Genomic DNA, 25954 nt, shown 5'->3' with positions numbered 1-25954 from the left:
GATGGAAAAGGTCCGCCATCAGCTGTTTCTGCCCAGGCCGCTCTCCGACCGGCTCGAAGCGCTCGCCGCGAAGCCCGGCGCCAGCAAGTCTGCGATCCTCGAAGATGCGATTACCGCCTGGCTCAACCGCCGTGGCGCATCGGAGCTGGAGGATCGGTTCGCGATCCGGCTCGACCGGCTGACGCAGGCGATCGGCCGGGTCGACCGCGACGCCTATGTGATCCTCGAAACGCTGGCGCTGTTCATCCGGTTCGAACTCTCGATCCAGACACCGCTCGCAGAGAACGACCATGCTGGCCGCGCGCTCGGCGCCAAGCGGTTCGAAGCCTTCGTGACGCAGGTGGGTCGTCAGGTCTCGACGGGGCGCCGCACGCTCGGCGCCGCGGCGGAGGACGGCGAATGAGCGCCGGTCTGTCCGCCGAGCGTCGCCGGCGCATGCTGATCACCGCACTCGGCATCGACATCGCCGCGGCCATGCGCGACCCGCTGGTCACCGAGGTCATGGTCAACCCCGACGGCGCGCTACGGCTCGACCGCCTCGGCGAGGGTCGCATCGATACCGAGATCCGCGTCGAGCCCGAGCAGGTCGAGCGGATCATCCGGCTGGTGGCGAGCCATGCCCGTGCCGAAGTCCATGCCGAGCATCCGATCATCTCGGCCGAACTGCCGCCGCATATCGAGGGGCGTGCCGGCGAGCGCTTCGAAGGCGTGCTGCCGCCTGTCTCGTCCGCGCCCTGCTTCTCGATCCGCAAGCCCGCGCAGAAGCTGCACACGCTCGACGACTATGTCGCCGACGGGCTGATGTCGGAGGTGCAAGCCGACGCGCTGCGCGCCGCGGTCACCCAGCGCTACAATATCCTGGTCGCCGGCGGCACCAGTTCGGGCAAGACGACTCTCGCCAACGCCCTGCTCGCCGAAATGGCCTGGGTCGATAGCCGTGTCATCCTCATCGAGGACACGCGCGAGCTGCAATGCCCGCTGCCCGACACCGTGGCGCTTCGCACCCGGCCGCCGCATGTGTCGATGACCGAGCTGGTGCGCTCGACCATGCGCCTGCGCCCAGATCGCATCGTGGTCGGCGAGGTCCGCGGCCCGGAAGCGCTCGACATGCTGAAGGCGTGGAACACCGGCCATCCCGGCGGAATCGCGACGGTCCACGCCAACAGCGCGCTCGCCGCGCTCTATCGGATCGAGCAGCTCGTGCAGGAGGCAGTGGTCACCGTGCCGCGCCAGCTGATCGCCGAGGCCATCGACATCGTCGTCTTCATTTCCGGGCGCGGCGTCGATCGCCGCGTATCGACCATCGCGCGCGTTGCCGGGCTCGACCCCGACACCGGCGCCTACGCGCTCGCCGACCTTCCCGAGCCCAACCCCAAGGAGACCTGACCCATGATCCGTGCCCTCGATCCGCGCCTATTCGCCAACCGGCATCTGCTCGTCGGCATGAGCGTCGGCCTCGCGCTGACTCTCGCCACCCAGGTCCAGGCAGCCGGCTCCGGCATGCCGTGGGAAGAACCTCTGCAGCAGGTGCTCGAATCCGTGCAGGGTCCGGTCGCCAAGATCGTCGCGGTGATCATCATCATCGTCACCGGCCTGACGCTCGCGTTCGGCGAGACCGCGGGCGGGTTCCGGCGGCTGATCCAGATCGTGTTCGGCCTGTCGATCGCGTTCGCGGCGTCGAGCTTCTTCCTGTCGTTCTTCAGCTTCGGCGGCGGAGCGCTGATCGCATGATCGGTAGCGGCCAGCATATCGACGGCTTCGAAGTGCCGATCCACGGATCGCTCGGATCGCCGCTGCTGCTCGGCGGTGCGCCGCGCGGCCTAGCGATCGTCAACGGGACGCTGGCCGCCGCCATCAGCCTCGGCCTGCAGCAATGGCTAGCCGGCGTGATCGTCTGGGCGGTGGGCCACAGCATCGCCGTCATGGCCGCCCGCCGCGACCCGAGCTTCGCGCCGGTGCTGCTCCGCCATATCCGCCAGAAGGGATATTTCGCGTGCTGAGCTTGCGGGAATACCGGCCGACCGCCGACCGGCTGGCCGACCATCTGCCCTGGGCGGCGCTGGTCGCGCCGGGCGTGGTCCTCAACAAGGATGGCAGCTTCCTGCGCGTGCTGCGCTTCCGCGGTCCCGATCTCGAATCCGCGACCGAGGCCGAGCTGCTCGGGGCCTGCGCACGCGCCAACAATGCGCTCAAGCGCTTCGGCAGTGGCTGGGCGCTGTTCTTCGACGCCGAGCGGCGCGAGGCGCACAGCTATCCGGACAGCGACTTTCCCGACGCGGCGAGCTGGTTGGTCGACGGCGAACGGCGCGCGGCATTCGAGGCCGAGGGCACGCACTTCGAGAGCCGCTACCATCTGACCCTGACCTGGTTGCCGCCCGCCGACGCAAGCGATCGCGCCGGCCGCTCGCTGGTCGAGCGGCCCGATGCCGACAAGGGCAGGGATTGGCGCGGGACGCTCATATTATTTGTCGCCGAGACCGACCGGGTGCTCGACCTCCTCTCCGGCTTCATGGCCGAGGCGCGCGCACTCGACGACGACGAGACGCTGACCTTCCTCCACGGCACGATCTCGGATCGGCGCCACCCGGTCGTCGCGCCCGAAACGCCGATGTACCTCGACGGCGTGCTTGCCGACACGCCGTTGGTCGGCGGGCTCGAACCGATGCTGGGCGAGCTGCATGTCCGCACTCTCACTATCCTGGGCTTTCCGAGCCTGAGCCGGCCCGGCATCCTCGACGCGCTCAATCATCAGGACTTCGGCTATCGCTGGGTCACGCGGTTCATCGCGCTCGACAAGACGCTTGCCACCAAGACGCTGACGTCGCTGCGCCGGCAGTGGTTCAACAAGCGCAAGTCGGTCACCGCGATGCTGCGCGAGGTGCTCTACAACCAGCCGGCGCAGCTGCTCGACAGCGACGCCGACAACAAGGTGGTCGATGCCGACCAGGCGTTGCAGGCGCTCGGCGGCGACCATGTCGCGTTCGGCTATCTGACCACGACGATCACCGTCACCGACACCTACCGCGCCGCGATCGAGGACAAGGTTCGCGCCGTAGAGCGGATCGTCAATGGGCTGGGCTTCACCGCCAAGCGCGAGAGCGTCAACGCGGTCGAGGCATGGCTCTCGTCCTTGCCCGGCCACGTCTATGCCAATGTCCGCCAGCCGCTGGTACACACGCTGAACCTCGCGCACCTGATGCCGCTGTCGTCGGTGTGGGCGGGCCCGGTGCGCAACGCCCATCTCGACGGCCCGCCGCTGCTGCTCGCGAAGACCGCCGGATCGACGCCGTTCCGGCTCTCCACCCATGTCGGCGACGTCGGCCACATGATGGTCGTCGGGCCGACGGGCGCCGGCAAGTCGGTGCTGCTGAGCCTCATCGCGCTCCAGTTCCGGCGCTACCCTGGAGCGCAGGTCTATATCTTCGACAAGGGCAACAGCGCGCGGGCCGCGGTGCTCGCGATGGGCGGCGCGCACCATGCGCTGGGATCGGCCGAGGCGGACGGCGAGACGCTCGCTTTTCAGCCGCTCGCGGGAATCGACGTCGCCGAGGAGCGCGGTTGGGCCGCCGAATGGATCGCGGCGCTGCTCGCGCATGAGAATGTGCCCGTGACCCCGGAGGTGAAGGATTCGATCTGGACCGCGCTCGGCAGCCTCGCCTCCGCCCCGCGCGAGGAGCGGACCATGACCGGCCTCGCGCTGCTGCTCCAGTCGAATGCGCTGCGCATCGCGCTCCAGCCTTATACGCTCGAAGGACCGCATGGCCGGCTGCTCGACGCAGCCGAACAGCAGCTGGCCCTCGCCGATGTTCAGTGCTTCGAGACTGAGGCGCTGATGGGCCAGACCGGCGCCGTCGCGCCGGTGCTCACCTATCTCTTTCACCGGCTGGAGGAACGGTTCGATGGCCGGCCGACGCTGCTGATCCTCGATGAGGCCTGGATCTTCCTCGATCATCCCCTGTTCGCCGCGCGTATCCGCGAATGGCTGAAGGTGCTGCGCAAGAAGAACGTCGCGGTGCTGTTCGCGACGCAGAGCCTCGCCGATATCGCCGGCTCATCGATCGCTCCTGCGATCATCGAAAGCTGCCCGCAACGCATCCTGTTGCCCAACGATCGCGCGATCGAGCCGCAGGGCCATGACATCTATGCGCGCTTCGGCCTCAACGACCGGCAGATCGAGCTGATCGCGCGGGCCACCCCCAAGCGGCACTATTACCTGCAATCCGCCCGCGGCAACCGGCTGTTCGAGCTCGGCCTCGGCCCCGTCGCGCTGGCGCTGTGCGGCGCGTCGGACCCTGCGGCGCAGGCCCGGATCGATGCCGTGCTCGCTGAACATGGCCGCGAGCGTTTCGCCGAAGCCTTCCTGCGCGTCGCCGGCCTCGACTGGGCGGCCGACCTTGCCGCCGATTTTTCCGTTCAAATCCCCCAATCTTCCAAGGCCCCCCAAGAAGGAGAAAAGTGATGCATATCCTTACCCGCAAAGTCCTGATCGCGACCGCGCTCGGCATCGGCTCTGCCGGCTCGCTGGCGATGGGCCTGATTACCGCGAGCACGCCGGCGCACGCGCAGTTCGGCGGGGTCGTGTTCGACCCCAGCAATTACAGCCAGAACATCCTGACCGCGGCGCGCGCGCTCACGCAGATCAACAACCAGGTCCAGTCGCTGCAGAACGAAGCGACCATGCTGATCAACCAGGCGAAGAACCTGTCGAAGATCGACTTCCCGCAGCTCGACCAGCTGCGGCAGAAGCTCCAGCAGATCGACCGGCTGATGGGCCAGGCGCAGGGTGTCGACTTCCGGGTCGACCAGCTCGACGCGCGCATCCGTCAGCTGTTTCCGCGCGATCTCGACCAGGCGCTGCGCATGGATGCGCGCGTGCGCGATGCCCGCGCGCGGCTCGATGCGAGCATGGATGGCTTCCGCCAGACCATGACCGTGCAGGCGCAGGTCGTCGAAAACGTCCGCGACGATGCCGAAGCGCTGAACGCGATCGTCGCCCGGAGCCAAGGTGCGGAAGGCAGCCTGCAGGCGCAACAAGCGACCAACCAGCTCTTGGCGCTGACCGCCAAGCAGCAGTTCCAGCTTCAGCAGATCATGGCGGCGCAGTTCCGCACAGAAGCGCTCGAGCAGTCGCGTCGTGCGCAGGCCGAGATCGAAGGTCGTGCGGCGACCAGGAAGTTCCTCGGCACCGGCCGGGCCTACACGCCGCAATAGCCGCCTGAATGAGCTGAGGCGGCGCGCACCCGCTCCCCGAGCGCGCTGCCTCGTCGCGGGGTCCGTTGGGCTATCGCCCCCAATGGCCGCCGGGCCCCGCGACACCGTCGACCCTTAGAAGAAAGCCGCCGCGCACGTGAACGACCTCTCCGTCATCGACCGCTTCATGCAGGCGTTCATCCGCTACATCGACAGCGGGTTCGGGCTGCTCGGAGGCGACGTCGGCTTTCTGACGACGACGCTGATCGGGATCGACATCACGCTCGCCGGCCTGTTCTGGGCGATGGGCGGCGAGGACAACATCATCGGCCGCTTCCTCAGGAAGATCCTCTATATCGGCGCGTTTGCGTTCATCCTGAACAGCTTCTCGACCCTCGCCGACATCATCTTCAGGTCGTTCGCGCAGGCCGGGCTCACCGCAGGCGGCGGGGCGCTGACCGCCGACGATCTCCTGCGGCCGGGACAGGTCGCCTCGACGGGCTTTTCAGCCGCGTGGCCGCTGCTCGACCAGGCGTCGAGCATGATGGGATTCGTCAGCTTCTTCGAGAACTTCCTGACGATCGCCGTGCTGCTGTTCTCTTGGGCGATCGTCATCCTCGCCTTCTTCATTCTCGCCGTGCAGATGTTCGTGACGATCATCGAGTTCAAGCTGACCAGCCTGGCCGGCTTCATCCTCGTGCCGTTCGCGCTGTGGAATCGCACCAGCTTTCTCGCCGAACGCGTGCTCGGCAATGTCGTCTCATCGGGCATCAAGGTGATGGTGCTCGCGGTTATCGTCGGCATCGGCTCCAACTTCTTCGCCGAGTTCACCAGCTCGATGCAGGGGCAGGAACCCGATCTCGGCGCCGCGCTCAGCCTGACGCTGGGTGCGCTGTCGCTGTTCGGCCTCGGCATCTTCGGTCCCGGCATCGCGTCGGGCCTGGTTTCCGGCGCGCCGCAGCTGGGTGCCGGTGCCGCGCTCGGAACGACGGTTGGCGCGGCCGCGGTGCCGATGATTGCCGGCGGCGCCACGTTGGGCGCGGCGCGCGCGATCGGCGGAACCGCGCTGGGGGCGATCCGCGCCGGAACCACGATGGGCACGGCTGCCTCGACCGCTGCGCAGCTCGGCCGCGAGACCGGCGGCTCGAGCATCGGCGGCATGGCCGCTGCCGCCAGGGGCGCCGCCGCGCGGAAGATGGAAAGCACGTTCGGCCTCGGCGCCGCCGCCGAGCGCGGGCGCACCGCCGCCTGGGCCGCCCTCAACCGCACACCGCGCTCGTCGACCGCCGCCGGCGGTGGTGAAGGGTCCGAGGGCGCGCCGGCCTGGGCGCGATCGATGCGCGCGCAGCAGACCGCCCGCCATCACCGCCAGCTCGCGGTCCACACGCTCCAGCAAGGCGACCGCGGCGGCGGGTCCGCCACGCCAGACATCAAGGAAAGGAACGACTGAGCCATGTTCTTCAAGCGAAGCATGCAGCGCTACGGCCGCACACCGCCGCCCGAAACGCCCTATCAGCGTGCCGGACAGCTGTGGGACGAGCGGATCGGTTCGGCACGGGTTCAGGCGCGAAACTGGCGACTGATGGCGTTCGGCTGTCTGTTCCTGACAGCGGGCACGTCCGCCGGGCTTGCCTGGCAGTCGCTGCAGAGCCGGATCACGCCCTATGTCGTCGAGGTCGACCGGCTCGGCGAGGCGCGCGCCGTGCAGCCGGCCGATGTCGAATATCAGCCGACCGACCGGCAAATCGCATGGCACCTTGCCCGGTTCATCCGCAGCGTGCGGTCGGTCTCGCTCGATCCGGTGCTGATGCGGCGCGACTGGCTCGAAGCCTATGACTTTGCGACGAAGCGCGGCGCGCAGTTCCTCGGCGAATATGCGCGCGCGGCATCGCCGTTCGCCAATGTCGGCGAGCGCACCGTGTCGGTCGAAGTGACCAGCGTCGTGCGCGCCTCGGACAAGTCGTTTCAAGTGAAGTGGACCGAGACCGCGTTCGAGCGTGGCAGCCAGGCCGGCGTCTCGCGCTGGACCGCCATTCTCACCATCGTATCGCGGCCACCCGCTTCGGCCGACGTGCTGCGCAGGAATCCGCTCGGCATCTACGTCGACGCGATCGACTGGAGCCGCGAGCTCGATACCGCGCCCGCTGGGTCCGCCCAACCTGCCGCACAGGCATCGCCCGCGACACCCAACCTGCCGCTCGGCTCCCCGCTCGATCCGACCCTCGGCGCACCGACCGCCAATTCCCAGGAGACCCAGTGATGAAACTCGCCCTCCTGCCGGCGCTTGCCGGCATCCTCATCGCCTCTTCAGCGGGCGCCCAGACGCGACCTGCGCGGCAGGCGGTCCAGCATGTCGCGACCGCCAACCGGGCGGCGACGATCGAGCCGGCGCCGGCCGGGTTCGTCAGCGGCGCCCAGGTCTATCCTTTCAGCGAAGGCACGATCTTCCTCGCCTATGCCGCGCCGGGCCTCGTCACGGACATCGTCCTCCAGCCCGGCGAAGCACTGATCGCCGTCGCCAGTGGCGATACCGCGCGCTGGGTCATCGGCGACACGACCAGCGGATCGGGAGAGACCAGGCAGACGCATGTCCTGGTGAAGCCCTTCTCGGCCGGACTGGTCACCAATCTCGTCATCACTACCGACCGCCGCGCCTACCATGTCCGGCTAGTCAGCACGACGGCCACGGCGCTGTCCTCAATGCGCTGGACCTATCCGCAGGACGAGCTGCTCGCGCTCCGCCGCAAGGCCGAAACCGAGCGCGGGGCCGCGCCGGTCGCCGCCGGCCTGTCGGTCGAGACGCTTCATTTCAACTATGCGATCAGCGGCGACAAGCCCGCCTGGCGGCCGTTGCGCGCGTTCGACGATGGGCAGAAGACCTATGTCGAGTTCCCGGCCACGCTGGCGAGCGGCGAGGCGCCGCCGCTGTTCCTCGTCGGGTCCGATGGCAAGGCCGAGCTGGTCAACTATCGGGTGAGCGGCCGCTTCTATGTCGTCGACCGGATCTTCGACGCCGCCGAGCTGCGGCTCGGTCTCAAGAGGCAGCAGGTCGTGCGCATCGACCGAGTGTCGTCCGGGGCGAAGCGGAGGGGCGCATGACCGAGGCCGCTGCACCGGCGCCGGCCGCGCCTCAACCGAAGCTCGATCCGGAGACGCTCAGCATCCGCTCACGGCCGGCCCGTGCCATCCGCTTTCGCCGCGGTGCGATCATCAGGATCGCTGCGCTCGGATCGGTCAGCCTGATGGGCATCGCCTGGACGGCGCTCAAGCCGCAGGTGTTTCGGCAGGTCGCACAGGAGAGCGAACTGTCGCAGCCGATGGCGAAGCCTGCATCCGACCCGCTGTCGGGGCTGCCGGCGAGCTATGGCGACGCGCCCAAGCTCGGGCCGCCGCTACCGGGCGATCTCGGCCGACCGATCCTCCGCGCCCAGGAACGAGCAGACGCCACGGTTGCGCCGTCCGGCGTCGACACGGCGGAAGCCGCCCGGCAGCAGCGCCTCGCCGATCTCAAGGCGGCGCGAGAGTCCGGGCTTATGGCGCAGGTGACGACCGCGAGAAATGCCGCCCCTCCGCCGGCACTGGATGCGTCGGCGTCGGCGACAGCCGCTGGCGCGGTTTCGACGCCCGCCACGCCGGGCACGCGCAAGGAGCAATTCGCCGCCGCGCGCGATACAGGCGGCGATCTCAATTCGGGAGGACTGGTGCCCCCGGTCTCGCCCAACAGCGTGCTCGCCGGAAGCGTCATTGCCGCCAGCCTCATCACCGGTCTCAGTTCCGATCTCCCCGGCATGGTCACGGCGCAGGTGACGCAAAATGTGTTCGACACGGTCACCGGCCGCATTCTGCTCGTGCCACAGGGCGCGCGGCTCATCGGCAAATATGACTCCGTGGTCGCTTTCGGTCAGCGGCGGGCGCTCGTCATATGGCAGCGGCTGATCCTGCCTGACGGCAGTTCGGTCCGCCTCGACAATATGCCGGCGGCCGATCCGTCGGGCTATGCCGGGCTCGCCGACAAGGTCGACTTTCACACCTGGACGCTGCTCAAGGGCGTCGGGATCGCGACATTGCTCGGGGTCGGTTCGGAGCTGTCGATCTCTGGCGAAAGCGATCTCGTGCAGGCAATCCGCGAGTCCGCGCAGTCGAACACGGCGCGCGCGGGCGACCAGATCACCCAGCGCAACCTCGATATCCAGCCGACGATCACCATCCGCCCCGGCGCGCCGGTCCGCGTGCTGGTGACCCGCGATCTGATCCTCGCGCCGTGGCGCGGAAAGGCCGGCTGACATGGCAGAGCTGAAGCTGGGCAAGTTGCCCGACCGCACGCCGGTCAAGCTGGCGATCACGATCACGCCCGACCTCCAAGCCGCCCTCCAGAGCTACGCAGCCATCTATGCCGCGACCTATGGTGTCGAGGAACCGGTCGCCGATCTCGTTCCGGCGATGCTCACGGCGTTCCTCGAAAGCGACCGCGGATTTGTCAAAGCACGCGAGGCTGCGTTGCGAGGGCAAAAATGATCGAGCGGGCATGGGAAAAGAAGATTGAGCCGCTGACGGTTCGCATTTCGACGGCGGTGCGGATCACGGGCCTGAGCCGGTCGCGCATCTATGAGCTGATCCAGTCGGGCGATCTCGACACGGTGAAGGTCGGGAGGGCGACTCTGGTGCAATACGCGAGTCTCAAGGCGCTCACGGCCAGTCGCTCCGTGGCCGACCCTCAACCCATTCGCTCGTCCGAGCGATGAGCCTCATGATATACCCCGCAGGGGATGATCCGCCGCCATCCCCCGCGGGGTATGGGCGTCAGCCCCTCGATCGCTTGGCCCCAAAATCCGGGCGGAGAATTTTCCCTCCGTCCCGCAACTCGTCGAGGTAGTCAGACCAGCGCTGCATCATCGCGACGCGTTCGTCCCAATATTCGCCGCGCGCATAGGCACGACGGACCTGATTGGTATCGACGTGCGCAAGCTGGCGTTCGATCGCATCGGGATTCCACTCGCCCAGCTCGTTGAGCAGCGTCGCCGCCATCGCCCGGAACCCATGCGCGGTCATCTGGTCGGTCGTGTAGCCGAGCTTGCGCAGGCCCTGGTTCACGGCGTTCTCCGACATCGCCTTGCGAGGCTTGCCGAGGCACGGGAACAGGTATTTCCACCAGTGCGTGTGCTCGTGAAGCTCCTTGAGCATCGCGATCACCTGCCGTGACAGCGGCACCCGGTGCGGCCGTCGCATCTTCATGCGCTCCGCCGGGACGTACCAGATCTCCTCGTCGAAATCGATGTCGGCCCATTCGGCCTGCCTCAGCTCGCCTGGCCGGAGCAGTACATGCGGGGAGAGCCGCATCGCCATGACGGTGACCTTGTGGCCGCTGTAGCCGTCAATGGCCCGAAGCAGGGCGCCGACCTCCGACGGCCGCGTGATGGCTGCGAAATGCTTGACCTTGGGCGCTGCGATGGCGCCGCGAAGGTCGGCGGCCACATCCTTGTCGCATCGCACGGTCGCGACACCGTAGCGGAACACGCGGCTAAGCACGCTGCGCATGCGCCGGGCGCTTTCGTACGCGCCCGTGGCCTCGACCTTGCGCAGGACCGCCAGCGCCTCGTGCGGGGTGATCTGCGCGATCGGAATGCTGCCGATAACGGGATAAGCCTTGGCGAGCAGCCAGCCGATCTTCTCGATCGTCACCGGCGCGAGGCCGTCCCGCTCGCATTTGACAAGCCATTCCTTGGCCACGGCTTCGAAGGTGTTGGCCGCGGCATATTTGGCGGCGATCCGCGAGCGCTTCTTCTCGAGTGCGGGGTCGATTCCGTTGACGACCAGCTTCTTGGCCTCGTCACGCCGCACGCGGGCATCGGCGAGGCTAATCGTCGGCCATCCGCCGAGGTGAAGCGTCTTCTGCTTGTCGAGGAATCGGTACTTGAAGCGCCATAGCTTCGAGCCGTTGGGCCGGATGGTGAGATAGAGCCCTTGGGAATCGGAGAGGGCGTACTCTTTCGCCCTTGGCTTGGCGGTGTTGATCTGGATGTAGGTCAGCATGGTCGTTTTCCCAGCAAAGCCGGGTCGATCCGTGGCCACCAAATGAAGCACCAAAGCGGGGTGTTTTTTGGTGGTCGCAGCCGGATTTCGCCGGACGGTGTCTGGCGATTCTCGGTCTAAAAATGCTGTGAAACCAGCCGCTTACTGGACGCTGCTGGACGTATCCAGAGCCAGTATTGGTGCCCAGAAGAGGACTCGAACCTCCACGCCCTTGCGAGCGCCAGCACCTGAAGCTGGTGCGTCTACCAATTCCGCCATCTGGGCACGGGGTAGGCCGGCGCCTCTAGGGGAGGCAGCCCGGCCTTGTCAACCGGGCTCGCTCAGGGCTAGGCGCTCAAGCATCGAAAATCTTTTTTGGACGGCTCGCGCATGAAGGACAGGTTGGTCACGCTCGTCGGTGGCGGAGGCTTTATCGGCCGCTATGTCGCCCAGGCGCTGCTCGCGGCGGGGGCGCGGGTCCGCGTCGCGCAGCGCGATCCGCGCGACGCGTGGTTCCTCAAGCCGCTCGGCGGGCTCGGCCAGACGCAATTCGTCGCCGCCGACGTCACCCGCCCCGATACGATCGCGCGCGCCATCTCGGGCGCCGATCATGTCGTCAACCTCGTCGGCAGCTTCGCCGGCGATCTCGGGCGCGTCCATGTCGACGGCGCGCGCGCGGTGGCGGAGGCCGCCGCGCATAGCGGTGCCGAATCGCTCGTCCATTTCTCCGCGATCGGCGCCGATGCCGAATCGCCCTCTTCCTATGCGCGCACCAAGGCCGAGGGCGAGGCCGCGGTCCGTGCCGCGTTCCCCAAGGCGACGATCCTGCGCCCCGCCACCGTATTCGGCCGCGAGGACCAGTTCACCAATCGTTTCGCCGCGATGATCGCGCGGCTCCCCGTGGTGCCGGTGCTGCGCGCCGAAACGCGCTTCCAGCCGGTGTTCGTGGGTGACGTCGCGGCGGCGGCAGCGACCGCGCTTGCCGATCCGGCGCGGTTCGGTGGGCAGGTCTACGAGCTCGGCGGCCCCGATGTGCTGACGATGCTCGGGCTCCACCAATGGATCGCACGGACGATCGACCGCGATCCCGCTTTCCCTGCGCTGCCCGATATCGCCGGGCAGGCGATCGCGATGTTCGGCTTCCTGCCCGGCGCGCCGCTCACCGCCGACCAGTGGAAGTTGCTCCAGCGCGACACCGTCGTCGCGCCCGACGCGGCGGGGCTCGCCGCACTCGGCGTCACCCCGACCCCGCTCGCCGCGGTCGCGCCCGACTGGCTGGTGCGTTATCGCCGCGCCGGTCGTTTCGCGGTCACCGCCAAGGCCTGATTTCATCCCGCGCGCCTCGCTCGCGCGGGGCGCCGACGCGAGGACCATCCCCACATGACCGACCTGCTGATCGTGATCCTGCTCGGGATCGTCGAGGGCGTGACCGAATTCCTGCCCGTCTCCTCCACCGGGCATCTGATCCTCGCCGGCGCGTTGCTCGGGCTGCCCGAGGCCGATGCGACCTTCGATATCGTCATCCAGCTCGGCGCGATCCTCGCCGTGGTGGTGCTGTTCTGGGGGCGCTTCATGATCGTCGCGCGCGGGCTGCTGCGCCGCGAGCCGCAAGCGATCGCCTTCACCCGCAACGTGCTGCTCGGCTTCCTTCCCGCGGCTTTGGTCGGCGCGGTCGCCTATAAGGCGATCAAGGCGGTGCTCGAGGCGCCGGTGATCGCCCCGACCGTGGTGGCGATCGCATTGATCGTCGGCGGCATCGCGATCCTCGTCATCGAACGCTTCGCCCCGCCGTCGAAGGGCGGGATGGTCGAGGATATGTCGTGGCGCACCGCGCTCGGCGTCGGGGTGCTGCAATGCCTGGCGATGATCCCCGGGGTCAGCCGCTCGGGCGCAACGATCATGGGCGCGCGCGCAATGGGGGTCTCGCGTGAGACCGCGGCCGAATACAGCTTCTTCCTCGCCATCCCGACGATGCTCGGCGCGACCGCGCTCACCTTGTGGAAGAGCCGTCACGAATTGAGCGGCGCACATGTCGGGTCGATCGCGATCGGGTTCGTCGTGTCGTTCCTCGTCGCGATGGTGGTGATCCGCTGGTTCATGTCGATCGTGGCGAAACATGGCTTCCAGCCCTTCGCCTGGTATCGAATCGTTGCCGGCGCCGTTGCGCTCATCGCAATTTTCCTCCATTAAGACCGATACGGACGCTTTATTGGAGCGTTATTCGCTCTTTTCGACCCGATAAAAGGGCCAAACCGCCATATAGGTCAGCAATGCTGACTTGTTGTCCCGACCCGGCTGTGAGAACGCAGCCGGCGGAGGGCTTATGGCTGTTGAAAAGATGCTTCGATTCGTCGCGAAGGCGCAGTCCTATCCGGACAAGCGCGGGGCGGCGGCGCGTGCGGCGGACTTTCGCGAGATCGCCGATCGCTATGCGGAGACGGCGGCCGAGGATCAGGCGTCGCGCTGCTCGCAATGCGGGGTGCCTTATTGCTCGGTGCATTGCCCGCTCCACAACCATATCCCCGATTGGCTGCGGCTGACCGCCGAAGGGCGACTGCGCGAAGCCTATGAGCTGAGCAACAGCACCTCGACCATGCCCGAGATCTGCGGCCGGATCTGCCCGCAGGACCGATTGTGCGAGGGCAATTGCGTGATCGAATTCTCCGGCCACGGCGCGGTGACGATCGGCTCGGTCGAGAAATTCATCACCGATACCGCCTGGGAAGAAGGCTGGGTCGAGCCGCTCAAGCCCGGCGCGCCGCGCGGCCAGTCGGTCGGGGTGATCGGCGCGGGGCCGGCGGGGCTGTCGGCGGCGGAATATCTCCGCGTCCGCGGCTATGAGGTGCATGTCTATGACCGGCACGACCGCGCCGGCGGGCTGCTGACCTATGGCATCCCCGGGTTCAAGCTCGAGAAACCGGTGGTGATGCGCCGCGTCGAGCGGCTGCGCGAAGGCGGGATCGTGTTCCACGAAGGGTTCGAGGTCGGCCGCGACGCGACGCTCGATGAGCTGCGCCAGCGCCACGACGCGCTCGTCATCGCCACCGGCGTCTATCGCGCCCGCGCGATCGACGTGCCGGGCAACGCCGCCGACGGCGTGGTCGAGGCGCTCGATTATCTTACCGCGTCGAACCGCAAGGGCTTCGGCGATGCCGTCCCGGCATTCGACGACGGCAGCCTCGATGCCGCGGGCAAGCATGTCGTGGTGGTCGGCGGGGGCGATACCGCGATGGACTGCGTGCGCACCGCGATCCGCCAGGGCGCGAAGAGCGTCAAATGCCTCTACCGCCGCGACCGCGCCAATATGCCGGGGAGCCAGCGCGAGGTGGCCAATGCCGAGGAAGAGGGCGTCGAATTCGTCTGGCTCTCCGCCCCGCTCGCGTTCGACGGCGAGAAGGTATCGAGCGTCCGCGCCAGCCGGATGCGCCTCGGTGCCGCCGATTCCAGCGGCCGCCGCGCGCCGGAGATCGATCCGGGCAATGAACTGTCCTTCCCCGCCGATCTGGTGATCAAGGCGCTGGGCTTCGACGCCGAGGAACTGCCGCGGCTGTGGGATGCGCCCGAACTGGGGGTGACGCGCTGGGGCACCTTGCTCGTCGACGGCAAGACGCTGATGACCAGCCTCGACGGCGTGTTCGCCGCGGGCGATATCGTGCGCGGCGCGAGCCTCGTGGTGTGGGCGATCCGCGACGGGCGCGATGTCGCCGAGCAGATGCATAAGTGGCTCAAGGCCAAGGCCGCGAGCGAACGGGTGGCGGCATGATGCTGCGTCATGCGCTGTGCGCAGCCGCGCTGCTCGCCGCCCCCACGCCGTTGCTCGCCGAGCCGGTGACCGAGGCACCGGCCGCGCTTCCGGCACCCGATCCCGCGCGCCTTGTCGCGGCCCGGCCGGTTATCGACGCGCTGTGGCCGCTCGGCACCTATGCCCGCGTCATGCATGCCACGATGGATCAGGTCGTGCAGGGCACGATGATGCGGATGTTCGACATGAAGCCGCACGAATTCGCCAAGAACATGGGGCTTCCGGCCGACGCGACCAAGGCGAAGGACGTCCACCCGGACGAAACGCTTGGGCAGGCGGCGGATCGCGCCGATCCCTATTTCCGCGAGCGGATGCGCATCACGATGAAGGTGATGGGCGACGAGATGGCCACGTTGATGACCGAGATCGAGCCAGGCGTACGCGATGCCCTCACCGCGTCCTATGCCCGGCGCTTCTCGGTGGCTGAACTCGGTGACCTCCAGCGTTTCTTCGCGACGCCCACCGGCAAGGCTTATGCCTCGGATTCGATGCTGCTGATGATGGGGCCGGATATGGTCAACGCGATGCAGGCATTCGTACCGAAGATGATGCAGGCGATGCCGAAGATCATGGCGCATGTCGCCGATGCGACCAAACATCTCCCGCCACCGCCGAAAAAGACGTCAACCGACGCCGCGACCGGAAAGGACGCGAAGTGACCCAGGATCGCACGGAGGCCCCCGTCATGGCCCGCACGCTCGAAGAACAGCGCACCCACCTTACCACGCACGGCATGTACCGCCCCGAGCTCGAATCCGATGCCTGCGGCGTCGGCCTCGTCGCCGCGACCGATGGGCGGCCGTCGCGCCGCGTCGTCCAGTCGGCGATCGATGCATTGAAGGCGGTGTGGCATCGCGGCGCGGTCGATGCCGACGGCAAGACCGGCGACGGCGCGGGCATCCACGTCGATCTGCCGATCCGCTTCTTCGACGATGCGATCGCGGCGAGCGGGCATAAGGTGCTCCACAACCGGCTGGCGGTCGGCATGATATTCCTGCCGCGCACCGATCTCGGCGCGCAGGAAACCTGCCGCACGATCGTCGAGAGCGCGATCATCGAGGCGGGCTATACGATCTACGGCTGGCGCCAGGTGCCGGTCGACGTCAGCGTGATCGGGCGCAAGGCGCAGGAAACCCGCCCCGAGATCGAACAGATCATGATCGCCGGGCCGCTGCCCGAAGAGGTCGACGCAGCCGAATTCGAGAAGAACCTCTATCTCGTCCGCCGGCGGATCGAGAAGCGGGTGATCGCGGCGCAGATCCAGGGCTTCTACATCTGCTCGCTCTCGTGCCGCTCGATCGTCTACAAGGGGCTGTTCCTCGCCGAGAGCCTGTCGGTGTTCTACCCCGATCTGACCGACAAGCGCTTCGAGAGCCGCGTCGCGATCTTCCACCAGCGTTATTCGACCAACACCTTCCCGCAATGGTGGCTGGCGCAGCCGTTCCGCTGCCTCGCGCATAACGGCGAGATCAACACGATCCGCGGCAACAAGAACTGGATGCTGAGCCACGAGATCCGCATGGCCTCGATCGCGTTCGGCGAACATTCGGAGGATATCAAGCCGGTGATCCCGGCGGGCGCGAGCGACACCGCCGCGCTCGATGCGACCTTCGAGGCGATCTGCCGCTCGGGCCGCGATGCGCCAACCGCGAAGCTGATGCTGGTACCCGAGGCGTGGCGCAACAGCGGCGACGAGGATGTGCCGCCTGCACATGCCGCGATGTACCAATATCTCGCCAGCGTGATGGAGCCGTGGGACGGCCCGGCGGCGCTGGCGATGACCGACGGCCGCTGGGCGGTCGCCGGGATGGACCGCAACGCGCTGCGTCCGCTGCGTTATACCGAGACCGCCGACGGGCTGCTGATCGTCGGATCGGAAAGCGGGATGGTCGTCGTGCCCGAATCGACGATCATCGCCAAGGGCCGGCTCGGGCCGGGGCAGATGATCGCGGTCGATCTCGCCGAGGGGCGCGTGTTCCACGATCGCGAGATCAAGGACCGCATCGCCGGCGAGCAGGATTATGCCGCGATGATCGGCAATTTCGCGACGCTCGACGATCTTCCGCCGGCGCCGGCGGGGACCGTGCCGCGCTACGATCGCGCCGAGCTGGCGCGGCGGCAGGTCGCGGCAGGGCAGACGCTCGAGGATATGGAACTGATCCTCGCGCCGATGGTCGAGACCGGCAAGGAAGCGATCGGCTCGATGGGCGACGATACGCCGCTTGCGGTGATCTCGGACAAGCCGCGATTGCTCAGCCATTTCTTCCGGCAGAATTTCTCGCAGGTCACCAACCCGCCGATCGACAGCTTGCGCGAACGTTATGTGATGTCGCTCAAGACGCGCTTCGGCAATCTCGCCAACATCCTCGATACCGAGGATCGGCGCGAGCGCGTGCTGGTGATGGATTCGCCGGTGCTCACCTCGGCGATGTGGGGCGGGCTCAAGGCACATTTCGGCAATTCGGCGGCGGAGATCGACTGCACCTTCGAGGCGGCGGGCGATGCCGAGCGGCTGCGCGCCGCGATCCAGCGCATCCGCAACCAGGCCGAGCAGGCGGTGCGCGAGGGCAAGAGCGAATTGTTCCTCACCGACGAGCATATCGGCCCCGATCGCGTCGCGATCCCCGGCGTGCTCGCGGCGGCGGCGGTGCATACGCATCTCGTGCGGCGCGGGCTTCGTTCCTATGCCTCGATCAACGTCCGCGCGGCGGAATGCCTCGACACGCATTATTATGCGGTGCTGATCGGGGTCGGCGCGACGACGGTGAACGCCTATCTGGCGGAGGCGGCGATCGCCGATCGCCACGCGCGCGGGCTGTTCGGCGACCTCACGATCGAGCAATGCCTCGAGCGGCATCGCACCGCGATCGAGGAAGGGCTGCTCAAGATCATGTCGAAGATGGGGATCGCGGTGATCTCCAGCTATCGCGGCGGCTATAATTTCGAGGCGGTGGGCCTCAGCCGCGCGCTGGTCAACGATCTGTTCCCCGGCATGCCGGCGAAGATCTCGGGCGAGGGTTATGCCTCGCTCCATATCAACGCGACCGAGCGGCACGAGGCGGCGTTCGACCCCGCGGTGGTCAACCTGCCGATCGGCGGCTTCTATCGCCAGCGCCACACCGGCGAGGCGCATGCCTATTCGGCGCAGCTGATGCATCTGCTGCAGACCTCGGTCGCGACCGACAGCTACACCACCTATCTGCAATTCGCGCGCGGGGTGGCCGATCTGCCGCCGATCTATCTGCGCGATCTGCTACAGTTCAACTTCCCCGGCGAGGGCATCCCGGTCGATCAGGTCGAGCCGATCACCGAGATTCGCAAGCGCTTCGTCACCCCGGGGATGTCGCTGGGCGCGCTCAGCCCCGAGGCGCACGAGACGCTGGCGATCGCGATGAACCGCATCGGCGCCAAGGCGGTGTCGGGCGAGGGCGGCGAGGACAAGGCGCGCTACACGCCTTATGCCAACGGCGACAACGCCAATTCGGTAATCAAGCAGATCGCCAGCGGGCGGTTCGGCGTCACGGCAGAATATCTCAACGCCTGCGAAGAGATCGAGATCAAGGTCGCGCAGGGCGCCAAGCCCGGCGAGGGCGGCCAGCTCCCCGGCTTCAAGGTCACCGAATTCATCGCCAAGTTGCGCCACGCAACGCCCGGCGTCACGCTGATCTCGCCGCCGCCGCATCACGACATCTATTCGATCGAGGATCTGGCGCAGCTGATCTACGATCTGAAGCAGATCAACCCGCGCGCGCGGGTCTGCGTCAAGCTCGTCTCGTCGGCCGGGATCGGCACGGTGGCGGCGGGCGTCGCCAAGGCCCACGCCGACGTGATCCTCGTCTCGGGGCATGTCGGCGGCACCGGCGCCTCCCCGCAGACCAGCATCAAATATGCCGGCACCCCGTGGGAAATGGGGCTGAGCGAGGTCAATCAGGTGCTGACGCTCAACGGGCTGCGCGGCCGCGTCAAGCTGCGCACCGACGGCGGGCTCAAGACCGGGCGCGACATCGTGATCGCCGCGATCCTCGGTGCGGAGGAATTCGGCATCGGCACGCTCTCGCTGGTCGCGATGGGCTGCATCATGGTGCGGCAATGCCATTCGAACACCTGCCCCGTCGGCGTCTGCACGCAGGACGACAAGCTGCGGCAGAAGTTCGTGGGCACGCCGGAAAAGGTCATCAACCTGATGACCTTCATCGCCGAGGAGGTGCGCGACATCCTCGCCCGGCTCGGCGTGCGCAGCCTCGACGAGGTGATCGGGCGCACCGAATTGCTCCGCCAGGTGAGCCGTGGCGCCGAGCATCTCGACGATCTCGATCTCAATCCGATCCTCGCCAAGGTCGACGCCGACGACGACCAGCGTCGTTTCAGCCTCAAGACCTTCCGCAACGAAGTGCCCGACAGCCTCGATGCGCAGATCATCAAGGATGCGGCGGCGGTCTTCTCGCGCGGCGAGAAGATGCAGCTGACCTATTCGGTGCGCAACACGCATCGCGCGGTGGGCACCCGCCTGTCGAGCGAGATCACCGCGCGCTTCGGGATGGACACGCTCGCCGACGGCCACGTCACGATCCGGCTGCGCGGCTCGGCCGGGCAGAGCCTCGGCGCGTTCCTCGTCAAGGGCGTCAAGCTCGAGGTGTTCGGCGATGCCAATGATTATGTCGGCAAGGGCCTGTCCGGCGGGGTGATCGTGGTGCGTCCAGCGGTGTCGTCGCCGCTCGCCAGCCAGAACAACACGATCATCGGCAATACCGTGCTCTACGGCGCGACCGCCGGGCGGCTCTATGCCGCGGGGCAGGCCGGGGAGCGTTTCGCGGTGCGCAATTCGGGCGCGACCGTGGTGGTCGAAGGCTGCGGCGCCAACGGCTGCGAATATATGACCGGCGGCACCGCGGTGGTGCTGGGCGAGGTCGGCGCCAATTTCGGCGCGGGCATGACCGGCGGGATGGCGTTCGTCTACGATCCCAACGGCAGCTTCGCGCGCCGCGCCAACCCGGAAAGCATCACCTGGCAGCGGCTCTCGGCGCTGCATTGGGAAAGCGTGCTGCAGAATCTGATCCGCGAACATGCCGAGGTGACCGACAGCAAATGGTCGCGCGCGATCCTCGAGGATTGGGAGCGCGAGGCCGGGCATTTCTGGCAGGTCGTGCCGAAGGAGATGCTCACCCGCCTCTCCCACCCGCTCGACGACAGCGAGGCGCTGGAGGCGGCGGAGTAGGAAATAGCGTCCACCCCGGCGCAGGCCGGGGTCCAGTATCGGGCCGCTCGTTGCTGGACCCCGGCCTTCGCCGGGGTGGACATTGCTTGTGTCCCCGCGAAGGCGGGGACCCAGAGGCCAAGAGCGGCGGGGTTGGTGTTCTCGTCCGCTGGGTTCCCGCTTTCGCGGAAACACATGATATTCCAGATGCGATCGGCGCTTATTGAGCTTTCCGGCGCAACCGCCGTTGCCGCATCGCCGCCACCCGGCTTATGGGTGGCGGCATGTGGCAGCTCTATCACTTCACCTTGTGCCCGTTCACGCGGAAGGTCCGCGCGCTGCTCAACGAGAAGGACGTCGGCTATGAGCTGGTGCCCGAGGAGCCCTGGGCGCGGCGCGACGAATTCTTCGACATGAACCCCGCCGGGCAGACCCCGGTGATGGCCGATCCGACGCGCAATATCCTGCTGATCGATTCGATGGCGATCGCAGAATATTTCGAGGAGACGGTCGACAAGGCGCAGATGATCAACGGCACCGCGGCGAACCGCGCCGAGATCCGCCGGCTGGTCACCTGGTTCGACGCGCATTTCTACCGCGACGTCACCGGCCCCTTGCTCCAGGAGCGGATGATCAAGCGCCTCGTCCACCGCGCGTCGCCCGATGCGTCGCGGCTGCGCGAGGCGATGAAATCGGCGATCGGGCATCTCGATTATATCGATTTCCTGCTCGATCACCGCAAATGGATGGCGGGCGCGACGATCAGCCTCGCCGATCTCGCCGCCGCGGCGCAGATTTCGGTCGCCGATTATCTCGGCGGGATCGACTGGAGCGGGCATACCCACGCCAAGGCCTGGTATTCCGCCTTCAAGAGCCGCCGCAGCTTCCGTCCCCTGCTCGCCGAGCGGATGCGCGGGATCGAGCCGCCGTCTTATTACGAGAACCCGGATTTCTGATGCACGTCACGCATGACCCGGCGGCCGAGGCCGCCGCGACGATCTCCTTCGACGATTTCCTCAAGGTCGATATCCGCGTCGGCACGATCATCGCCGCCGAGCCCTTCCCCGAGGCGCGCAAACCCGCGTTCAAGCTGACGATCGATTTCGGTCCGACGATCGGGGTGAAGAAATCCTCGGCGCAGATCACCGAACATTATGCGCTGGAGACGCTGGTCGGGCGGCAGGTGGTGGCGGTGGTCAACTTCCCGCCGCGCCAGATCGGCAAGATGATGAGCGAGGTGCTGACGCTCGGGCTGCCCGATGCGGACGGCAAGGTGGTGCTGCTCGCGCCAAGCGAAGCGGTGCCGAATGGCGGGCGGTTGTTCTGATCCACACCGTCACCCCGGCCTTGAGCCGGGGTCCATCGGGAGGCAGGCGCGGAGCAAGAGGTTCTGATCGCTGTGCTTGCGGCACAATGGACCCCGGCTCAAGGCCGGGGTGACGGAGGGAGCGCTACCCCTCCAGACTCTTCGACGCCTGTTCGAACAGATCCTTCGACAATTCCGGCACCGCGACGATCCGCTCCAGCTCGGCGCGCATCAGCCCCGCGCGCCGCGTATCAAACCGCCGCCAGCGGCCGAGCGGCGGGAGCAGTTTCGCCGCGGTCTGCGGGTTGATCCGGTCGAGCGCGATCAGCTGATCGGCAAGGAAGCGATAGCCGCGCCCGTCGATCGCGTTGAACGCGCGCTGGTTGGCGCCGAACGCCCCGATCAGGCTGCGCGCGCGATTGGGGTTGGCGAGCGTGAAATCGGGATGCGCGGCGAGCGCCGCCACCGCACTCGGGGTATCGTCGCGGGTCGACAGCGCTTGGGTCTGGAACCATTTGTCGAGCACCAGCGGATTGTCGGCATAGCGATTGTAGAAGATGTCGAGCGCCGCGGCGCGCTCGTCCCAGTCGCCGTTGACCAGGGTGGTCAGCGCGGCTTGCCGGTCGGTCATATTGTCGGCGCGCTCGAACTGGCGGAACGCGAGCGGCGCGATATCCGCCGCGCCGCTCGCGGCGATATAGCCGAGCGCGACATTGCGCAGCCGGCGCAATCCCTTCGCCGCCGGATTATAGGCATAGGGCCGCCCGTCGCCCTCGTCATAGGCGGCGCGCCATTGCGCGGCGAGCGCGGTGCCGAGATCGCGGCGCAGCGCCTCGCGCGCGGCGAAGATCGCGTCGGGATCGACCGTGACGAGCTGATCGCCGATGAAGCTTTCCGACGGCAGCAGCACCGCCTCCGCGACGAAGGCGCGGTCGAGCGTTGCGTCGCCGAGCGTATTGGCCACCGCATCGATCACCGCGCGATGATCCGCGCGCCCCTCCACCGTCGCGGCGACGAGCGTGTCGAGCATCAATTGCTGCATCGCCTCATAGCGCGCGAAGGGATCGTCGTCGTGCGCCGAAAGGAAGGCAAGATCGGTCGCCGGGCGATCGCTCTCGATGATCACCGGCGCTGAGAAACCGCGGTTGATCGACAGCACCGGGCGCTCGGCCAGCCCTTCGAAGGTGATCGATTCCGACAATGTGTCGAACAGCACGAGCCGTTCGGGGGTCAGCGGCCGCCCGGTCTCCGCGCCGAACAATTTGACCTTGAGCGGCAGCACCATCGGCTGCTTGTCGGGCTGGCCGGGGGTCGGCGGGACATGCTGCGCGAGCCGCAGGGTCGCGCGGCCGCCATTGTCGCTGATGCTCGCCGAGACGCGCGGGGTGCCGGCCTGCGAATACCATAAGCGGAAACGCGACAGATCGACCTCGCCCGCCTCCTCCATGCACGCGACGAAATCCTCGCAGGTCGCGGCGGTGCCGTCGAAGCGCGAAAAATAGAGATCGGTCGCGGCGCGGAATTTCGCCGGGCCGAGGATCGTCGCCATCATGCGGATCAGCTCGGCGCCCTTGTTGTAGATCGTCGCGGTGTAGAAATTGGAGATTTCGATATAGCTTTCAGGGCGCACCGGATGCGCCAGCGGCCCCGAATCCTCGGGGAACTGGCTCGCGCGAAGCCCGCGCACATCCTCGATCCTTTTCACCGCCGCCGATCCCTGGTCGGCCGAGAAGCTCTGGTCGCGATAGACGGTGAAGCCCTCCTTCAACGAGAGCTGGAACCAGTCGCGGCAGGTGACGCGATTGCCCGACCAATTGTGGAAATATTCGTGCGCCACCACCGCGGCGATCGCGTCATAATCGTAATCGGTCGCAGTATCGGGGTCGGCGAGGATGTAGCGGCTGTTGAAGATGTTCAGCCCCTTGTTCTCCATCGCGCCGAAATTGAAATCGTCGACCGCGACGATGTTGAACACGTCGAGATCATATTCGCGGCCATAGACGCGCTCGTCCCACGCCATCGCCGCCTTCAAGGCATCGAGCGCGTGATCGGTGCGCGGCAGATCGGCGCGTCGCACCCAGATGCCCAGCGCCACCTCGCGCCCCGATTGCGTGACGAAGGTGCCGCGGTTGACCGCCAGATCGCCCGCGACCAGCGCGAACAGGTAAGTCGGTTTCGGGAACGGATCGTGCCACTCGGACCAATGCCGTCCGCCGGGCAGGTCGCCCGACGCGACCGGATCGCCGTTCGCCAGCAGCACCGGGAAGCGTGCCTTGTCCGCGGTCATCCGCACGCGATAGCGCGCGAGCACATCGGGGCGATCGGGGAAGTAAGTGATGCGGCGGAAGCCTTCGGCCTCGCATTGCGTGCAGAGGTTCCCCCCCGAGGCATAGAGCCCCATCAGCTGGGTGTTGCGCTCGGGCGCGATCTCCACCTCGGTCTCGACGACATGCCTGCCGCCGGCGAGCGGGACGATCAGGTCCTCGCCGTCGAGCCGCCAGTCGTTGACCGCGACGCCGTCGACCAGCACCGCCAGCGGCGCCTGCCCCGCGCCGTTGAGCAGCAGCGGCGCATCGTGCGCGCCGCGCCGCGTCACCTCGAGCCGCGCTTTCACGCGGGTCCGCTCGGGGTCGAGATCGAAATCGAGCGCGACCTCGGGCACCAGCCACTCGGGCGGGCTATAATCCTCGCGTCGGGTGACGTGAGGCTGGGCGAGGGCGGTCTGGGCGTCGATCATAAGGGAAATATAGCCGGCGCCCGCGCGGGTTCCATCGAAACCTTGCGCCCGTGGCAACGTGTGTTACGCCGACGGCACTCATGAAGACGCTTCTCCCGCCGGCCCGCGCGAGCCTGATCGCGCTCCTCGCCCTCTCCGCCCCGCTCGCCGCCCAAGACACCGTCCCCGATCCGGCGACGGTCAACGCCGCGATCAATGCGCCGCTGCCGGCCGATCAGGCGGCGATCAAGGCGCATGTCATGTTCCTCGCCTCGGACGCGATGAAGGGGCGCGAGGCGGGCAGCGGCGAATATGACATTGCCGCGCAATATGTCGCGTCGCGCTTCTACGCCGCCGGGTTACGCCCGGGGGGAGGCGCCGGGGGCTATCTGCAGGCGGTGCCTTTGGTGCGCTACCGCACCAGCGGGGAGAGCCGCGCCGCGCTTGGCGGCCGCACGCTCGTCGCCGGGACCGATTATGTCCCGTTGGCCGATCCGCGCCGCGCCAAGGTGTCGCTCGACGCGCCTTTGGTGTTCGCCGGCTATGGCGTGCCCGACGATCTTGCGCGGCTCGACGTCAAGGGCAAGATCGTCGCGTTGCTGCCGGGCGCGCCGCACGATCTCAATGCCGAGCAGCGCGCCTATCTCGGCAGCATCGATACCAAGGCCGAAGCGGCGGCGGCGCGCGGCGCGGTCGCCGTGATCCAGCTCGTCACGCCGGGGAGTGAGCGCACCACCCCCTTCGCCCGGGTCGCCGAGCGCAGCGCCCGCCCGCGGATGACCTGGGCCGAGGCGGACGGCAGCGGCCACGCCGATGCGCCGATCCCGGTCGTCGCGACGTTCAGCGAGGCCGGCGCCGCGAAATTGTTCGCGGGCACGCGCATTTCCTGGGCGGCGCTGGTCAAGGAAGCCAAGCGTCCGGTGCCGCGCTACGCCGCGCAGCCGCTCCCCGCACGGCTGACGATCGACACCGCGAGCGCCTTCGAGGCGGCGCGTTCGTCCAATGTCATCGGCGTGCTGCCCGGCAGCGACGCGGCGCTGGCGAAAGAGGTCGTCGTGCTCTCCGCGCATCTTGACCATATCGGGGTCACCGCGCCCGACGCGCGCGGCGATACGATCAACAATGGCGCGCTCGACGATGCGATCGGCATCGCCAGCCTGATCGAGGAGGCGAAGCGTTTCCACGAACGCGCGCCACGCCGCACCGTGATGTTCGTCGCCTTTACCGCCGAGGAGAAGGGACTGATCGGCAGCGACTATTTCACCGCGCATCTGCCCGCGACGGGCACAATCGTCGCCGACGTCAATCTCGATATGCCGATCCTCACCTATCGCTTCGAGGATATGGTCGCGTTCGGCGGCGATCGTTCGACGCTCGGCCCGGTGATCGGGCGTGCGCTGGCCGGGATCGGGGTGACGCTGTCGCCCGATCCGATGCCGGGCGAGGCGATCTTCGTGCGGTCGGACCATTTCAATTTCGTCCGCCGCGGCATTCCGGCGGTGTTCCTGTGGCCGGGGCCGAAGGGGCCGGGCAAGGCGGCGACCGACGACTTCATGAACAAGCATTATCACCGCCCGTCGGACGATCTGACCCAGCCGATCCTGTGGGATCAGGCGGTGCGCTTCGTCGACGCCAATTACCGCATCGCGCGCGAGATCGCCGACGCCGACACGCGCCCGCTGTGGAACCGGGGCGATTATTTCGCCGGGCTGTTCGACGGGCCGATGGCGCCATGAG

Annotated in this window: 22 protein-coding genes and 1 tRNA gene; 20 read left to right on the top strand and 3 right to left on the bottom strand. The window is 67.5% G+C overall.

Annotated elements, in window-relative coordinates:
• Position 1: 1 nt before the first annotated feature.
• The 12 genes from NED98_RS13675 (at position 2) to NED98_RS13620 (ending at position 9932) form a co-directional block, all read left to right on the top strand.
• On the top strand, positions 2-403 hold the full coding sequence (locus tag NED98_RS13675; RefSeq protein ID WP_265313392.1) for a ribbon-helix-helix protein, CopG family: 402 nt from the start codon (positions 2-4) through the stop codon (positions 401-403).
• On the top strand, positions 400-1386 hold the full coding sequence (gene trbB, locus NED98_RS13670; protein ID WP_265313391.1) for a P-type conjugative transfer ATPase TrbB: 987 nt from the start codon (positions 400-402) through the stop codon (positions 1384-1386). The genes NED98_RS13675 and trbB overlap by 4 nt, the downstream gene beginning before the upstream one ends.
• Positions 1387-1389: 3 nt before the next feature.
• The gene (locus tag NED98_RS13665) at positions 1390-1731 is read left to right on the top strand and encodes a TrbC/VirB2 family type IV secretion system protein (RefSeq protein WP_265313390.1); all 342 of its coding nucleotides are present in this window, start codon (positions 1390-1392) and stop codon (positions 1729-1731) included.
• Positions 1728-2000: a VirB3 family type IV secretion system protein gene (locus NED98_RS13660; RefSeq protein ID WP_265313389.1), complete on the top strand. Its 273-nt coding sequence runs from the start codon at positions 1728-1730 to the stop codon at positions 1998-2000. The genes NED98_RS13665 and NED98_RS13660 overlap by 4 nt, the downstream gene beginning before the upstream one ends.
• The gene (gene trbE / locus NED98_RS13655; protein WP_265313388.1) at positions 1994-4459 is read left to right on the top strand and encodes a conjugal transfer protein TrbE; all 2466 of its coding nucleotides are present in this window, start codon (positions 1994-1996) and stop codon (positions 4457-4459) included. The genes NED98_RS13660 and trbE overlap by 7 nt, the downstream gene beginning before the upstream one ends.
• The gene (trbJ, locus tag NED98_RS13650) at positions 4459-5211 is read left to right on the top strand and encodes a P-type conjugative transfer protein TrbJ (protein ID WP_265313387.1); all 753 of its coding nucleotides are present in this window, start codon (positions 4459-4461) and stop codon (positions 5209-5211) included. Before trbE ends, trbJ begins: the two co-directional genes overlap by 1 nt.
• Positions 5212-5347: 136 nt before the next feature.
• Positions 5348-6640, top strand: a complete 1293-nt coding sequence (trbL, locus tag NED98_RS13645) for a P-type conjugative transfer protein TrbL (protein WP_265313386.1) — start codon at positions 5348-5350, stop codon at positions 6638-6640.
• A 3-nt stretch (positions 6641-6643) separates the two neighbouring features.
• Entirely contained in the window at positions 6644-7450 is an 807-nt protein-coding gene (gene trbF, locus NED98_RS13640; RefSeq protein ID WP_265313385.1) for a conjugal transfer protein TrbF, read from the top strand.
• On the top strand, positions 7450-8289 hold the full coding sequence (gene trbG / locus NED98_RS13635) for a P-type conjugative transfer protein TrbG (protein WP_265313384.1): 840 nt from the start codon (positions 7450-7452) through the stop codon (positions 8287-8289). The genes trbF and trbG overlap by 1 nt, the downstream gene beginning before the upstream one ends.
• The gene (locus NED98_RS13630) at positions 8286-9473 is read left to right on the top strand and encodes a TraB/TrbI/VirB10 family type IV secretion system protein (protein ID WP_265313383.1); all 1188 of its coding nucleotides are present in this window, start codon (positions 8286-8288) and stop codon (positions 9471-9473) included. The genes trbG and NED98_RS13630 overlap by 4 nt, the downstream gene beginning before the upstream one ends.
• A gap of 1 nt (position 9474) precedes the next feature.
• The gene (locus tag NED98_RS13625; protein WP_265313382.1) at positions 9475-9705 is read left to right on the top strand and encodes a DUF2274 domain-containing protein; all 231 of its coding nucleotides are present in this window, start codon (positions 9475-9477) and stop codon (positions 9703-9705) included.
• On the top strand, positions 9702-9932 hold the full coding sequence (locus tag NED98_RS13620) for a helix-turn-helix domain-containing protein (RefSeq protein ID WP_265313381.1): 231 nt from the start codon (positions 9702-9704) through the stop codon (positions 9930-9932). Before NED98_RS13625 ends, NED98_RS13620 begins: the two co-directional genes overlap by 4 nt.
• 58 nt (positions 9933-9990) lie before the next feature.
• On the opposite strand, the gene NED98_RS13615 is transcribed toward NED98_RS13620, so the two are convergent.
• Positions 9991-11220 (bottom strand): tyrosine-type recombinase/integrase, encoded by a 1230-nt coding sequence (locus NED98_RS13615; RefSeq protein WP_265313380.1) that lies wholly within the window; start codon positions 11218-11220, stop codon positions 9991-9993.
• A 177-nt stretch (positions 11221-11397) separates the two neighbouring features.
• A tRNA-Leu gene (locus NED98_RS13610) sits at positions 11398-11484 on the bottom strand.
• A 105-nt stretch (positions 11485-11589) separates the two neighbouring features.
• Between NED98_RS13610 and NED98_RS13605 the strand changes: the two genes are divergently transcribed.
• The 7 genes from NED98_RS13605 (at position 11590) to NED98_RS13575 (ending at position 21522) form a co-directional block, all read left to right on the top strand.
• Positions 11590-12525: a complex I NDUFA9 subunit family protein gene (locus NED98_RS13605; protein ID WP_265313379.1), complete on the top strand. Its 936-nt coding sequence runs from the start codon at positions 11590-11592 to the stop codon at positions 12523-12525.
• 54 nt (positions 12526-12579) lie between these two features.
• On the top strand, positions 12580-13389 hold the full coding sequence (locus tag NED98_RS13600; protein WP_265313378.1) for an undecaprenyl-diphosphate phosphatase: 810 nt from the start codon (positions 12580-12582) through the stop codon (positions 13387-13389).
• Positions 13390-13522: 133 nt separating this feature from the next.
• The gene (locus NED98_RS13595) at positions 13523-14962 is read left to right on the top strand and encodes an NAD(P)-dependent oxidoreductase (RefSeq protein ID WP_265313377.1); all 1440 of its coding nucleotides are present in this window, start codon (positions 13523-13525) and stop codon (positions 14960-14962) included.
• Positions 14959-15660 (top strand): DUF2059 domain-containing protein, encoded by a 702-nt coding sequence (locus tag NED98_RS13590; protein WP_265313376.1) that lies wholly within the window; start codon positions 14959-14961, stop codon positions 15658-15660. The genes NED98_RS13595 and NED98_RS13590 overlap by 4 nt, the downstream gene beginning before the upstream one ends.
• Positions 15661-15686: 26 nt before the next feature.
• Positions 15687-20216 carry a glutamate synthase large subunit gene (gene gltB / locus NED98_RS13585; RefSeq protein WP_265313375.1) on the top strand — a complete coding sequence of 1510 codons (4530 nt, stop codon included), beginning with the start codon at positions 15687-15689 and terminating at the stop codon, positions 20214-20216.
• 263 nt (positions 20217-20479) lie between these two features.
• The gene (locus NED98_RS13580) at positions 20480-21151 is read left to right on the top strand and encodes a glutathione S-transferase family protein (protein WP_179513769.1); all 672 of its coding nucleotides are present in this window, start codon (positions 20480-20482) and stop codon (positions 21149-21151) included.
• Entirely contained in the window at positions 21151-21522 is a 372-nt protein-coding gene (locus NED98_RS13575) for a tRNA-binding protein (RefSeq protein WP_265313374.1), read from the top strand. Before NED98_RS13580 ends, NED98_RS13575 begins: the two co-directional genes overlap by 1 nt.
• A 124-nt stretch (positions 21523-21646) precedes the next feature.
• On the opposite strand, the gene pepN is transcribed toward NED98_RS13575, so the two are convergent.
• Positions 21647-24238, bottom strand: a complete 2592-nt coding sequence (pepN, locus tag NED98_RS13570) for an aminopeptidase N (RefSeq protein WP_265313373.1) — start codon at positions 24236-24238, stop codon at positions 21647-21649.
• Positions 24239-24318: 80 nt separating this feature from the next.
• On the opposite strand from pepN, the gene NED98_RS13565 reads away from it, so the two are divergent.
• Positions 24319-25953, top strand: a complete 1635-nt coding sequence (locus NED98_RS13565; protein WP_265313372.1) for a M28 family peptidase — start codon at positions 24319-24321, stop codon at positions 25951-25953.
• Position 25954: the final 1 nt, after the last annotated feature.

It is taken from the genome of Sphingomonas lycopersici (assembly GCF_026130605.1).
Taxonomy (GTDB): Bacteria; Pseudomonadota; Alphaproteobacteria; order Sphingomonadales; family Sphingomonadaceae; genus Sphingomonas; species Sphingomonas lycopersici.
This window is presented reverse-complemented; position numbering and strand designations above follow the sequence as displayed.